The 13,642-nt window shown below is 34.1% G+C and carries 16 protein-coding genes and 1 pseudogene; 11 read left to right on the top strand and 6 right to left on the bottom strand.

The window, feature by feature from the left end:
* Positions 1–311 (top strand): annotated as a pseudogene (locus M899_RS06545) (hypothetical protein); the annotation flags it as partial.
* A gap of 189 nt (positions 312–500) precedes the next feature.
* Positions 501–1,328, top strand: a complete 828-nt coding sequence (locus M899_RS06550; protein WP_034728288.1) for a hypothetical protein — start codon at positions 501–503, stop codon at positions 1,326–1,328.
* 313 nt (positions 1,329–1,641) lie between these two features.
* On the opposite strand, the gene M899_RS06555 is transcribed toward M899_RS06550, so the two are convergent.
* Both M899_RS06555 and M899_RS06560 read right to left on the bottom strand, forming a co-directional pair.
* Positions 1,642–2,604, bottom strand: coding sequence for a hypothetical protein (locus M899_RS06555; protein ID WP_021270681.1), 963 nt, complete (start codon positions 2,602–2,604; stop codon positions 1,642–1,644).
* A gap of 20 nt (positions 2,605–2,624) precedes the next feature.
* Positions 2,625–3,602 (bottom strand): helix-turn-helix transcriptional regulator, encoded by a 978-nt coding sequence (locus tag M899_RS06560; RefSeq protein WP_196801743.1) that lies wholly within the window; start codon positions 3,600–3,602, stop codon positions 2,625–2,627.
* A 156-nt stretch (positions 3,603–3,758) separates the two neighbouring features.
* On the opposite strand from M899_RS06560, the gene M899_RS06565 reads away from it, so the two are divergent.
* The gene (locus M899_RS06565; protein WP_021270685.1) at positions 3,759–4,055 is read left to right on the top strand and encodes a hypothetical protein; all 297 of its coding nucleotides are present in this window, start codon (positions 3,759–3,761) and stop codon (positions 4,053–4,055) included.
* 126 nt (positions 4,056–4,181) lie between these two features.
* On the opposite strand, the gene M899_RS06570 is transcribed toward M899_RS06565, so the two are convergent.
* The gene (locus M899_RS06570; protein ID WP_155897124.1) at positions 4,182–4,571 is read right to left on the bottom strand and encodes a DUF4258 domain-containing protein; all 390 of its coding nucleotides are present in this window, start codon (positions 4,569–4,571) and stop codon (positions 4,182–4,184) included.
* Between the two features lie 215 nt (positions 4,572–4,786).
* Here M899_RS06570 and M899_RS06575 point away from each other — a divergent pair, with 215 nt between their 5' ends.
* The 7 genes from M899_RS06575 (at position 4,787) to M899_RS06605 (ending at position 9,743) form a co-directional block, all read left to right on the top strand.
* Entirely contained in the window at positions 4,787–5,743 is a 957-nt protein-coding gene (locus M899_RS06575; protein WP_155897126.1) for a hypothetical protein, read from the top strand.
* 10 nt (positions 5,744–5,753) lie between these two features.
* Positions 5,754–6,584 carry a hypothetical protein gene (locus M899_RS06580; RefSeq protein ID WP_021270756.1) on the top strand — a complete coding sequence of 277 codons (831 nt, stop codon included), beginning with the start codon at positions 5,754–5,756 and terminating at the stop codon, positions 6,582–6,584.
* A gap of 18 nt (positions 6,585–6,602) precedes the next feature.
* A complete protein-coding gene (locus tag M899_RS06585; RefSeq protein ID WP_081653753.1) occupies positions 6,603–7,100 on the top strand; it encodes an HNH endonuclease in 498 nt (165 codons plus the stop codon).
* 45 nt (positions 7,101–7,145) lie between these two features.
* Complete coding sequence (locus tag M899_RS18535; RefSeq protein ID WP_021270682.1) at positions 7,146–8,057, top strand: nuclease-related domain-containing protein; 912 nt, start codon at positions 7,146–7,148, stop codon at positions 8,055–8,057.
* A 252-nt stretch (positions 8,058–8,309) separates the two neighbouring features.
* Positions 8,310–8,630 (top strand): hypothetical protein, encoded by a 321-nt coding sequence (locus M899_RS06595; protein WP_021270739.1) that lies wholly within the window; start codon positions 8,310–8,312, stop codon positions 8,628–8,630.
* A gap of 3 nt (positions 8,631–8,633) precedes the next feature.
* Positions 8,634–9,167: a DUF2087 domain-containing protein gene (locus tag M899_RS06600; protein ID WP_021270646.1), complete on the top strand. Its 534-nt coding sequence runs from the start codon at positions 8,634–8,636 to the stop codon at positions 9,165–9,167.
* Positions 9,168–9,350: 183 nt separating this feature from the next.
* Positions 9,351–9,743 carry a hypothetical protein gene (locus M899_RS06605; RefSeq protein ID WP_021270703.1) on the top strand — a complete coding sequence of 131 codons (393 nt, stop codon included), beginning with the start codon at positions 9,351–9,353 and terminating at the stop codon, positions 9,741–9,743.
* A gap of 274 nt (positions 9,744–10,017) precedes the next feature.
* On the opposite strand, the gene M899_RS06610 is transcribed toward M899_RS06605, so the two are convergent.
* A complete protein-coding gene (locus M899_RS06610) occupies positions 10,018–10,692 on the bottom strand; it encodes a helix-turn-helix transcriptional regulator (protein ID WP_034728291.1) in 675 nt (224 codons plus the stop codon).
* 75 nt (positions 10,693–10,767) lie between these two features.
* On the opposite strand from M899_RS06610, the gene M899_RS06615 reads away from it, so the two are divergent.
* Positions 10,768–11,133 (top strand): VOC family protein, encoded by a 366-nt coding sequence (locus M899_RS06615; protein WP_021270754.1) that lies wholly within the window; start codon positions 10,768–10,770, stop codon positions 11,131–11,133.
* Positions 11,134–11,213: 80 nt separating this feature from the next.
* On the opposite strand, the gene M899_RS17590 is transcribed toward M899_RS06615, so the two are convergent.
* Together M899_RS17590 and M899_RS06625 are read right to left on the bottom strand one after the other, a co-directional pair.
* On the bottom strand, positions 11,214–11,669 hold the full coding sequence (locus M899_RS17590; RefSeq protein WP_021270723.1) for a 3-hydroxyacyl-ACP dehydratase FabZ family protein: 456 nt from the start codon (positions 11,667–11,669) through the stop codon (positions 11,214–11,216).
* Positions 11,670–11,765: 96 nt separating this feature from the next.
* Entirely contained in the window at positions 11,766–13,451 is a 1,686-nt protein-coding gene (locus tag M899_RS06625; RefSeq protein ID WP_021270727.1) for an ATP-binding protein, read from the bottom strand.
* Positions 13,452–13,642 lie beyond the last annotated feature (191 nt).

Genomic DNA, 13,642 nt, shown 5'->3' on the forward strand with positions numbered 1-13,642 from the left:
GTGAATTCGAAAACTTGAGAAAAGATTTAGAGAATACTATTGAATTAAAGCTAGTAACACAGAAATACAAAGTATCTTCTTCTGAAGAAATACATTTAGTTTTAGATATTCTATCTTGCCCATATGTTTCCAAAAAATTGAGAAAGAGTGTAATTAAAAAATTATTAGAAAACCTAGGCCTTTCGTCGGGTACACCTGATGTTAATAGAGTAGAAAAACATTTTATAAAAATGAATTGGTTTGTAGACTGGGGAGAGATTGACCTACTCGCTACTCTTGAGAAAAAGGTATTGCAAAATCCTTATGAATAACATAGCGTATTAATGGGAAGGGTGATTGTTCAATAATCTCTTTTGCTGAAAAATAGTATCATACTTCATGAAGGCTATTTTTTTACTTAATTTATAGGATTAAGAGCAGAGAAATCTGTACACACTACAGGGTGAGACTTTTACTCTTCCTCTTTTCTTTTACCTTGGAACTAGTGTTATCATTCATACATGCTCGTTAAAGACTATTTTACCAATATTTCAATTAATGAATTAAAGAGAAAGTTAAATGAACTTGATAAAATTGACCTAAAGAATAGCTCTTTTGAGGATGTTTTTAAAAAAGTTATTGAGACCTTTAGTGGCATTGTTCTTTGTCGTGTTGCTCTATCCTTTGGAGAAGAAACTGGTGATCCTAGGTTCGGGCTTTTTAGGGCCAGGCAAGTTGATGGGACGTTTGATTTAGACAATCCTGATAATTACTGGGCTAAGCCAGCTCAGTTTCAAGTTGACTATGGTCGATGTCATTCCATAACAGAAAGTCGATTCTATGCTTCAAATTACATATTATCTACTGTTCTTGAGTGTAGAGCAAAGCCTGGAAGTGAGTGGGTTATTGCTGAATTTGATATTATAGAGAATACATTCTTTGAGTCAGTTTTTCTAGGTGGCGTGGGAACTGGATTTGATAGGATGATGGGCCACCAGGGGAGGCTAGATTTTTTCTTTTCAAATTTAAGTAAGAGTGAAAAAAAGAAAAATAATCTTCTGTATAAATATATAAGTAAGAAACTTGGAGAAAAAGTAAGTTCTTCTAAAAAGTACAAGTTAACAGCTGCAATTAGTAAGTTCTTTTTCAGGAGTCCTCATAATTCAGCAAATGTGGAGTGTATTATCTATCCTTCATTGATGACAAAGAAGAAAGTACTTAATTTTGCAATTGATTCTGAGTCGGCTAGAGAGAAGCTTAGAATCATAAGGATTTATCATGTACGTGTAGAATCTATTAGCACCAAGGAAAGTTCTAATCTGCATATTGTCAAAAAACTAGAGCTGTAGAAAGGCTAAAATAACACCGATTTAGTGGTGAGTTGACTTTATTGATAGAGGCTTTGGGCCAGTGTCAAAGAAGCTAGCTCAGGACTTAAGCTCAAATGCAAGCTCCAGCAACTCACTAATGTTTTGAAATGGTGGGGTTATGTTCAGAAAGTGTGTTTGAATCTTCCACAAATAAAATGACCTTGAGGATTTTGTATGGGCATGTTCAGTCTCTCAAGAAGAATGACGAACTCAAAATTTGAATTTATAGCAAATGATTACTGCTTTCAATAATTTCGCCACTCTAGTTTTGATTTGAAAAAGAATGAATTCCTCAAAAATTCAACCAACGACAAAGCTCTTCATACTCCTTTCTCGTCGTTAAATGTATTGAATACCCCTCAAGCCACTCATTTAATTCCACACCTGATGAAAATATGCTTTTAAAAAGAGAGTCGGGGTCTTCTAGTTTTCCAAGAATATAGACATTTAAATAGTTTCTACGAAAAAAGAAGGAGATTGCCTTAAGACCGTCAACGTCTTTTCGTAAATGGATAAAGCGAGATCGATTGGAATCGCCACTAGCTTCTTTCAGACATTTCTCTAAAAATTCAGGACCCCAGTCATAGGAGAGAGCATCACTTACATCTTTCCAGCTTCTTTCTTTATCTTTTGAAACAGTTTTAGACTTCTTTCTATTTCTAAGTTCATAAATTTCATTAAGTTCTGGAAGAGGATATTTTTGGTCAAAGCTAAAGTAAAGGTCATCGTCTTTTTTGAAAACACTAAGTGAGATAGCGGTAATTTTTAAATATGAATTTTTTATTAACCAGTCTGTAGAAATGATAACTTCAGGATCAAATCTCTCAGCAACTAAGATGATCTTCACATTGCTATCTTCTTCAGATCTAGTGATAATGCCTTCAATTTCTTCTGCTTTTTCATTTTTATTTTTATTGGCCTCTTGGATAAACATTTCATTGGTCCAGTTTGAAACCATAGCAGCGTAAGAGATACTTTGCAGTAATTGGTATTTATCCTTACTTCTTTTGAGTTCAATGACAACGGGAACATTCTCATTTGGATCATAAGCAAGTATATCGATTCGACCAAGAGTGCTATTGTCTGGGATGACCTCTTTTCCGATGTATATTAGTTCTGGATATTTGATTTCTTTTGTAAATTCTTTCCAACTATTTGCTATTGCTTCTTGTAAGTTAAACCTTTCAAGTAATCCGTTTGTCTTTAAATCTGATTCAGTTAGAGGAATCAATTTATTGTTTGAAAATTTAAGCATTTTTATTAATCCTATAGAAGTTAAGCAACATTCTGAAGACCATTCTCCCAAATATCTTTAACTTCAGAGTATAATTCAGAAGGCTCAATTGATTTCACATGACCTCCAAATGACGAAATTAAGCGAACAATCTCACTGCTATGGGAACAAGCTAAAGTGACTTCAAAAGTGTCTTCATTGAGATTTTTAACTTTTTGTGAGGAATGGATTTTTTTCTCTTTAAAAAAAGTTGCCATGACTTTGTCGCATATGATTTTAATATCAATGGAGTTTTCTTCAATTCCTCCCCAGCCACCAATTAAACTATTGGTCTTCAAGTTCTCACTGTTGAAGGAGGATTGATGCATAATCTTAGAAATCTTCACACAAGTAACTCTTGTGGCCCTAAGCTTTTTAATTTTTCTGTCCTCAAGATCTTCAACTAAAAAGTAGGGGACACCAGAGCTAAGAAGAAACATAAGTGGCGCAAACTTTCTTATGCGTATATTATGCTCATTATCTTTATAAGGAGATTCATTTTTACAGGTGATTATTTTATTCTCACGAATTGCTTTCATTACTTTTTGAAAGTCTTTTGTATTCTCACCCTGTGGCCTTCCTGAGGAACTATAGTCAAAAAAATATTTATTTTTTGATCTTATAAGCTCTTCGCCCGTCTTAGCGTCTAGAGAGTTTAATATTGTCGCTTCGGCCTTCGCGGCATAATCGTTGAAATATTCATGCGATATTTTTCTTAGATTATTAAGGGCGATGATGAGAACTTGTAATGTATCATCATCCAAGCGTAGCTCATGCTTTATTTGAAAGTCTTTCGAACTCCAATAACGAACAGGCTTACTTTCACTGCAAACAAGTCCGTGAGTTGTTGAAAGAGAAGTGATATCTCTTCTAATGGTATTGGTGTCGACATAAATGCCCTGGTTTTCAAGATAAGAATGTATTTCATGAATTGTGAGACCGACATTTTCATCATGATTTCGTAAAAGCAAAAAAATCATTTCCCTTCTTCTTTCTGGTCTAATGTTACCCATAATTTCGGTGCCTTATAATTTTTTATTCTGACAGTATTTGTCAGTTTTATCGGACATAATAAAGCTGATCTTGAGTCAAGATTTCTTTATTTAAGCGACCTTGAAAATATGGGGAGGGATATCGTGTCTCGAGAATTAGAGTATTCAGAACATGCCATTGATCGATTCTTTAGCCGCTACAGAGTTGAGATTTCACCAGAGGAATTACTTTATATTCAATTTCAGATGAAATATGGAATTGGAGACATCTCTTATCTTGGAAGGATCAAATCAAAAGACGTTGAATGCTATCATGGAGTTCACCGGGGGATTGAGTTCTTTGCCATCTGTCTCATTGACTCATACTTAATCCTTACTTTTTTTAATTTGAGTTGTCTCAAAAATAAGGTGCTAGTGAAAGATAAGAAAAAGAAATTTTAAGTCGTTCTGCTAGACGATTTAAAATGTCATAAACCTCGTCCCCACGAATGTGGGGTTTTTTTACTGCGTATTGAATTTTATTTTCACATAAAATTTTGTTGAAATTTTTTAAAACTTCTTTACCCCTTACGCCGCTTCCTTTTTCAGATACAGCAGATATTCCTCGTAATCCATTTCAATTTCCTCTATAGGCATTGAATTCAATCCAGGAGTTGGGGCAAAAGCGGATACATCTTCTTGTTCTGCTCTTTTTTCCAAAATTCTTTTCTTTGCCTCTTCAAAGTTAATAACGTCTTTAAGTTTTGGATTGAAATAGTCCTCATTATTCTTATATACAGTTATGATTACTTCTTCACAGGCCGAGGTGATATAAGTTAGATTCAAGTGCTCAAACACTTTTCTGTCTGTTTGTTTACATGTTCTAACATGTTTTCCATGAGCAATAGCCTTTTGAAGCTCTTTTTCTTTTATATTTCTTTGTCTTTGGCGCTGAATAGAGTGCTTTGTTTTTTTCAAAGTGTTTCTCCAAGTCCACATACTTTTAAATAGATTCTCATTGTAAATGTCTTTTGTTATTTATTAAAAAGCTTATACTTATGATTCGATGTTTTGAAAAATGTGACAAATAAAATGGTCAGTCTTTTAAAGTTACATAAAGAAATCTTGACTCAAATAACACACCCATTCTTCCGTTAAGCGAGATTAATACTTTAGTCTTAAGGAATTATCTTTTGAAATATCTATCATTGATATCTGTTCTATTGCTCTTGTCCTCAAACTCCTTGAGTGCTGATTGTTTGGAGCAAAGAGATTCAAACGGGCAGTTGTGGGCAAGAAAATTGGGCCGTAGTCAAGTTGTAGATTTCGTCCAATTCTCTGCAAAGGGTGATGGAAAAACATCTGAGAAGGCATGGTTGAGTGCAAAGGGAAAGGCATTGTCTGATTTGGTAAGTGAGTGTGGCTCAATTCCGGAAGAGACAAAGCTCTTTGAGAGTTGTCAGGATGAAAATTATCAAAGCTATGTCAGATATAGTGTCTCAAAGAAAGATTGTGATTCAAAAAAAGAAATAGAAAACAAAAATCTGAGGGCCTTATTAGAACAGTATAAGACAGAAGTCTTGTTTTCAAGTGATTGTATTAAGCAATCGAATGAATGTGTGAATAAAGCGGATATTTTAATTAAAGATGGCAGATCTCAAGATGCTGAACTTCTTCTAACTAAGGCCTGTGAAGAGGGCAAATCTAAGGCATGTTTCTATTTATCGAAGCTAAAAATTGATTCAAATTTTGAACTTTCACAATCCTTTTTTGTTAAGGCCTGTCACATTGTTGGTAAGTTGAAATGTTTTGAAAACACGATCCAATATAAAAACAAGAAAACCCATTATGAAAATATTCTCAAAAATCTATGTGATATTGGCAATGGCTATTCATGCGATCAATTAATTGATGTGGGGTCTAACATGGATAAAAAAGACCTCTTAATCAAAGGGTGCACTGGTGGAGCTAAGGTTGCTTGCAAAAAACTAGCGAAGATGAATCTAACTTCATCCGAGATTAAAGTTTTTTCATCAGATTTTTGTAAATCTGGAATTGATAGTTACTGTCCCAAGAAGAACAAAGACAAATACGATTTAATGGAAAATTTAGAGGATGAAGAAATAAGTATAAAACCTTTGGAAATATAGAGGAGATCTAATGAGGATTGTATCGCTAGTTGCATTTTTAAGTCTTTTAACATCGTGTGCTCAATATAGTCTACATAAAGGTGGCTATGCACAACAAGTTGAATCAAATGAAACAGAAACTGAAAAAAATGGTAAAAGAAAGGGCAAGGGCGAAACAGATATCGGGCTTCGCATTAGCTCTCAAATTGACGACAAACTGTCTAGTAACTTTTTTGGAATGATCAATTTGACCTTCGAAAATACTACGAGTCGTTGGATTAGGATAGAGAAGGTTTATTTTAAGTTCGATCATCCTGAAGTAAATGAAAGTGTTAAATTTGTCTCAGGCAATCAGCTTAATTATTTTCTTGATGCCGTAAACGATATGAATAAAGAAAAAGCAAAAGTAGCGGCCCAAAATCAAGCAACGTTAGCTGCTGTTGCTGCTGGTGTCGCGGCGGCTGGTACTAGCTCTCGTTACAATAATTATTCAGGTGTAAACTTTCTTGCTGGAGCGACTTTGGGAGCGGCCATGTCGATGAATATCTCTCAGTTCGAAGCAGGAAATCGTGAAGAAAATAATAAGAAACTTTTCCCGGACGGCCATTTGTATCATAAAGATTTTGTCATTCCACCGGGTTTATTTACGAAGAAATGGATCTTATTAAATACATCTAATCATGACAAGATTGGTCGTTTGAAAGAGGCGCTATTAACTTATGTGACAAGTGATGGAAAGAAAGAAACGGTAATATTGAACCTCAAAGGTAATTCTAACTGGCAAAAAGATACTGGATATATCAAGCAATTAAAGATGAACAATGTTTCTGTATCTGAAAATGTTTTGGATAATAGAAGGTAGTTCTATCATTGTAAATTCATGGAGATTGTTATGCCTCTTTTTTATAATTATGGCGATTTATCTAATACATCAGTAAGAGTCTTCTTATATCATGCAGGGCTTGCATATGATCAAAGGCTTGGAAATCAACCATTAAAAAGTAAGGGGAATGTAAATTTACACAAAGTGCAAGCATTGTCTTTCCAAAGAGAATGTTGCTTCTATTGTAATACACCATTTTCTGATGCAAATAAGCCTGAACGTGATCACGTAATTCCGATGAAAAAAGAAACCGGAGGAATGCACTGCTGGGGAAATGTCCTTTATTGTTGTAGAACTTGTAATGTTGATAAAGACAAATTTGCTGGAGATTGGAAAGAATTTCTAATTAGTAAAAGTAAAATGGAAGATTATAAAATATGGTCTGAAAAGTATGGAAATGATGAAGAACTTTCTAATATTCATGCTGAAGAATGCAAGCAAATTTATTCAGAATTAGACACTTACATGCGTAATAAGGTTAGAGATTTACTATAATCAATCTTTCATTTTTTACGTAGAGATTTATAAATCGAGAATTTAATGGCCAAAGTATTCGGTGAAATAGAATGCCTCGAACGATTAATATCATTTCAAAGAGAAGTTGGTGTAATACATTTAAAATCTCTTCAAGATGTTCTTGATTATAAAAAAGAATGTGAGCAAAAAATTGAGTTAGCGCAAAAAGTAGCCTCCTTAGAAAACGTTGCAGACATTACAAATATAAAGCAATCTCTTAGTTCACTAGATTTTGATTATTTGAAGATTAAAGATAGTGGATTTATTTTGATCCGAATTTTTAAATATTTGAGCTATAAAATTAAACGTCGAAGATTAGATAAGTCTCTTTTGATAAAGCAAAGGCATTCGGAGAATATCATTATAGAGAAGGTAATGAAATCGTCTGGAGTTTCATATATTTCTAAGAACTTTTTTGATTCTAATTATAATCTTATCCAGGGAGCTTTGGGAGAATTACAAGCATTAGAAGAGTTGAAGAAGCTTCCGGACTCATTTTATGTACTCAATAATATAACATTGAAATTTAGAAAACCACTTTATAGCGTAAAAAATGGTCAAAGAATATATTCAGCTCAAGTTGATCACGTTGTTGTTTCTCCTGCTGGAGTTTTTTTGATCGAGACGAAAAATTGGTCTAAATCTACAGTGAACATAGAGTCAGAATATACAGTATTTGATCAAATCAAAAGGGCCAATTTTGCTTTCTACTGTTTTTTAAACCCTAGAGCTTCTAGTTTCTCTTCATTTTTTAAAAATTCAAAAAAAGTACGAGTAAGAAATATCTTGCTGATGACAAATCAAATGACAACGCAAAAAGAGAATTTTATTAAAGTTGTAAATCTTTTGCATGTACGTCAATATATCACAAGTTTTAATGATGAATTAAGTGAGTTACAAGTACAGAATATTGTCTCAAAACTACTTGGTAAGTAGTTTTTTAATGATTGTTATTTGCCCTAATCGACTAAAAATAGTCACACCATCTTAGTGTTTTGTATCCTTATCAGTATTACAAGTTAATCGAGCGTACTTTTAAGTTTGATAGGTTGCATCCTTGCGATAGCTATAGATTTAAAGGTTTTACGTTTTTTTGAAATCTGATTTGATATTTATCGAAATAATTATTGCCATTTTCTGTGTCCTGTTTTATTTTGACATCCATCAAAATAGAAAAGGAGTTTTGAAATGGAATTTTTAAAAGAATTAAAAGAACTGCAAAAGCAGGCCAGCGGCCTAAATCGTGGCAAGATCGACATTAACGTTGAAAGAAAGATTAGAGATAACGTTTTTGAAATTATGGAAATGCTATTTACGAATGCAACACCTGAGAAGTTCATTAATACGACAAAGTTAATGTATAGAGATTGGTCTCAAAGCTACAGCGAAGATATTCGCTTTGGTAGAGATGAAGATGCGGACAAGGGCATGATTAAACTTAGCACATTTGAATGGGTGGTGTCGCTGCCCTCAGTTCAAAAGATGCGCTCAGAAGTAAGTGCAGGTTAATCGATGAATCTTGCAAATATCTTCAAAGTATTAGGTGATGAAGCAAGGCTGAGTATCATTAAAAGCCTGGCAGAAAAGGATCTTTATGCGGAAGTTCTCGCAGAGAGGCTATCCCTTTCTCCAGGCACAATCACTCACCATCTCAAAAAATTAGAATCGGTGGGCCTTATAAAAGCGCGCAAAGAGCAATACTACAAAGTCTTCTCACTACAAAAGAAAGTTCTAGATCAAAATATACTTGGCGCTATTTTGAAAGTTTCTGTTTCTCATGAAGATGAGAATGAAGTTTTGTATGAACAAAAAATTATTAAGACATTTTTCAAAAATGGTGAACTTAAATCAATTCCAGTTCAAAGAAAGAAGAGAGTTGTAATTTTAAAACATCTATTACAAGAGTTTAAAAAAGATCGTGATTACTCAGAGGCCGAAGTGAATGCCAGAATTGAAAAGTATAACGAAGATTTTTGTACAATTAGAAGAGAGTTTATTGCTGAAAAACTTATGACAAGAAAAGATGGGATCTATCGTTTGAGTTAGTTTTTAGCATTAATTTAGAAGGTTTTTTCAGGGTCTTGAAGGGCTCGTTTGAAGTCTATGTTATTGTTTTAATTCAGAAGTGGTATTATTTACAGATATTCTTCCCGCCTTTATAAAACATGATATATTGCGCCGCATTATTTATGTTTTTAATCTAAAACTAATTTAAAACAGGATGAATTTATGAAAAAACTAATGATTACTGTGCTCTCATTAATGTCTTTTTTTACTTATGCAAACGTAGATTATTATGACCTTTTTAAAGGTGAAGAAAACGAAGTTAAGTGTGTTATCTCTATCGAAAAACTTAACTGTTCTTCATCTCAAGAATTTTTTGGTGATTCTTATTATAGCTGTGACTTTTCAGTTAAATACCGTACACATGATTCTGAAATTAAGTACGCTTTAGGAAGTGCTTCAGCAGCACCAATGAATACAGATTTAGATTCATCTATTGCATCAGTTGGTGTTGCGACAGTTAATGCTCTTTCATCACCATTTAGATCAGTTAAAGCAAAAATGAATAGAAATTCAATGATTAAAGAAATTCAGCAAGAATTTGGAAAATGTCGTTAATTTAAAAATGATCCACATTAAAATTCATCAATATTTAGGGACGCTAAGTGCGTCCTTATTTTATTAGTTTAACTGCTTGCAGTACTCTAATCAATTGTCTCTTCTTTTCATTTGTTAGAATCATAGACTCATCAATGTGAAGTTTTCATGAAAACACTTCGCCTTTTCTCTTTTTGGATTCTCGTTGTGTCTTTGCTAAAAATAATTTTAATGCATCGTGAAGTTCAAAAGCAGCTAAAGAAAAAGGTATCATGATCTAAGAGCAGAGCTGAATCTAGGTCATAGTGGCCAGTTCAGCCTTTAACCATTGATCAAATAAACAGCCCTGAGACTTTAGTAGCATTTGCTCTAGGGTTTTTATGAGAATAACTTTTTTTGTGTCGAAGTGGTGGAAAACTTCTTTGTCGTCGTCCCATCCCACAAGAATGCGTTTGTCCTTGAAGTATCCAATTGTTATTGGGAATATAAGAAATGTTTTTGAGCGATATTTTATTTCAAGTTTGTTCCTCATGCGAATCGCATTTCGCAATTCACTTAAGTCCTCTTTCTGATGTTCTTCTTTTGCAGGAGCGCCGACTCTGAGAGTAAGGCGATTCATTTCTTTTACGGTATTTTTTGGAAGTCCCTCGGAAATTTTCGAAAAGACATTTTGTGATGCTTTGGAAAGGGGGGCATCACCATATTGCTGTACCCACTGTAGTCCCAGAACAATGGCATCTAGCTCTTCTTGATTAAACATAAGAGGAGGAATGAAAAAACCGGGTCTTAAAATATAGCCAATACCTGGTTCGCCAATAATTTCGGCACCCTTATCTTTAAGAAGGGCAATATCACGGTACAAAGTCCTAGGGCTTATATTTAATTTCTGCGCGAGCTTTTCCCCACTTATGGGATAGCGATTTGTGCGCAATATTTGTAAGAGCTCTAAAAGTCGGTCACTTCGAATCATTATTTATTTATACTGCCATTTTTTGACAGTGTCATCTGCTATTCTAACTTCAGAACATTTAACAAGGAGACTTCCATGAATGTATTAAATTTAATTACTATCTATGTGAGCGATGTTGGAAAAAGTATTGAATTTTATAAAAAAATTTTTGAAATCGAGCCAAGTTTCATCGTCCCAACCTATGCTTCATTTTCAATGGAAAATGGACTTAGCTTTTCTTTGTGGTCCAACAAGGCAAAAGACTTTATTTCCGAAGGGGTGGGGAGTCGCTTTGAGCTTTCCATCATGGTTTCTGATGAGATTAGAGTCTTGGATTTATATGAGAAATGGCAGGAGCTTGGCGTTGTGATTGAACAGAAATTTCACAAGGCGGTTTTTGGCCCGACGTTTGTGGTGCTAGATCTTGACGGGCATCGAATTAGAGTGTGCATTCCGGATTAGGGGATAACTGCTAAAGAATAAGAAGCTAGCTTCAAAAATTTAATTTGACGATAATATTTATAAGCATTAGTCAGATGGCCTTATTTAATTAAATCATCTGAGATATTAACAAGTGTAAACTCTATCATCATGATTTTCTTGTTCTCAATTTCGATATGGCCCTTGAAGCGAAATGAGTTTTCAAAATTATCTATGAGTTCAACTTTAACATCAAGAATTTCACCAGGCCTTGCGAAGTGCTTGTACTTTGCTTTATGAACGGCACGAAGAACTCCTAAAGCAAAACCTTTTGTCGATTGAGAATCGTAATCTTCTACGGGTGAGTAGTGCTCAGCAATGAGTAGACCTGCCGCCTGTGTTGTCATCTCTTGCATCATGGCACCAGGAACAATTGGTGCACCTGGAAAATGTCCCACAATGTAGAAATCTTCATTTTTGGGTGTCGCCTTAGCATGTAAAAACTTAGGAGAGTGCTCTACGACATTTGATATTAAAAGATAAGGGGCCCTATGGTGAAGTCGTTTAAGTATGTTCATAAATATCCAATGAAAAGTTTTCGCTATATTAGCAGTTTTTATAGGATGGATGAATGTCTTGAGCTTCTTGTCTAGAATTAATCAAAGATGGACAACTCAGGCGTACTTTAGAAGAACTTTTCGCAAATCTTCTTTCGAGAATGGTTTACAAATAAAGTCCTTCATTCCAGCTTTAAAGCACATTTCTCGCTCTTCATTGAATGCATTTGCTGTAAGAGCAATGATTATTGGTGCATTTTCTTTGAATTCGTCAACTATGGCCTTCGATGCATCAATGCCGTTAACTTCAGGCATTTGAATGTCCATAAAGATAAGATCATATTTCTTGTTTCTGACGGCCTCGATGGCTTCTTTTCCATTGTTTACAATATCATAGTGCACACCTAATTTTTTTAAAAATGTGCTTGCGACTAATTGATTAGTTGAGTTGTCTTCTGCCAAAAGGACGTTAATCTTCTCAAGTTGATTTACTGATTTTTCAATCTCTATTTCTTCTTCACGACCAATTTCTAAAGGAAGCTCAATATGAAAGTTCGATCCTTTATCTAATTCACTTTCTACTCTGATTGTTCCTTTCATTATTTGAACAAGACGTGCACTAATGGCAAGGCCAAGCCCTGTGCCTCCAAACTTGCGAGTCTTAGAGGTGTCGTCTTGATTAAAGGCATCGAAGATTCTCTCCTGACTATCCTTTGCAATACCAATCCCATTGTCTGAAATTGTAAAGCGCATTCTAATTTCATTAACAGAGCTATTCACTTTTTCTATTCTAAGTTCTACTTTCCCATTTGCAGGAGTGAATTTTATGGCATTACTTATGAAATTGGACAGTATTTGGCCTATAAGTACTTCATCTGCTTTGATTATCTTTGGGATACTTTTACAAATATAAAGGGATAGTTTTATTTTTCCATTATCCGCTTGGGGTTTGAATTGATTGATTGTTTTTTGAATACTATCTTTGAAATTGAAAGCATTATTTTTAATTTTAGTATTATTGGATTCAATATTTGAGTATTGCAAAATTTCATCTAATAATATTTTAAGATTTATACTGCTATCGATAGAAGATTTTACGATTTTCTTTTGTTCCTTTGGAAGTTGTGCCTCTCCAAGAAGCTGTAATCCACCAATAATTCCGTTGAGTGGTGTTCGTATTTCGTGGGACATATTGGCAACAAAACGATTTTTTATTTCTAACGCCTGCACTGCTTTTTCTTCGGCCTTGATGGCCTTATTTTTCTTAGACAATAGTGATAGAAACAATGATGCAAAATTTCGATAAACAAATATAAGACCGATTAGAATGAGCGTATACATTATTCCTGAAAAGCGATAAACATCTTTTTGAACTTTTCTAAACGGAGCGAAGGCCTCTGATGTATCAATTTCAGAAACCACCCCAATACCTAAGGCCTCAAGCCATTTCCAGCAACCGATGACTTCTATTCCTCGATAATCAAGATAGCCTTGAATGTGACAACCTGACTGGGCCATTTTCAGGCTTTCTAACATTATATTTGTTTTTGAACCTGGAATTTCTATTTTAAAATTCTCTGCTTCGGGGAGATTGTTTTCAATTCTATTTTCTCTTACGAGTTCATCTCGAAATCGCGATGGCGAAAGGAGGACTCCGTCTTTATTTACGAGGTAGGTTTCTCCAGTTTGACCAATTCTTGTTTTTGTAAGAATTTCCCAAAAATGTGAGAACTTAAATTTATGGGCCTCTCTTTTACTTTCGTTAATTAAACTTGTTGAAGTTGATGATACTAATGTTTGCAAGACACTTTGATTGTATGTAATCAGTGAATTTAGATTAGATTTCAGGATGAAATATGTGAAGGAGAATATCAAAATAGATATGACTAGCGCGTACAAGAATAATGTTATTTTAGTTATTCTCAATCAATAGACCTTATAGAGTGGAACTTCCTTTATTATATGAGCTAAATGATTAAAACTATTTTTTTTTA

The organism is Bacteriovorax sp. BSW11_IV (genome assembly GCF_000447755.1).
GTDB lineage: Bacteria > Bdellovibrionota > Bacteriovoracia > Bacteriovoracales > Bacteriovoracaceae > BSW11-IV.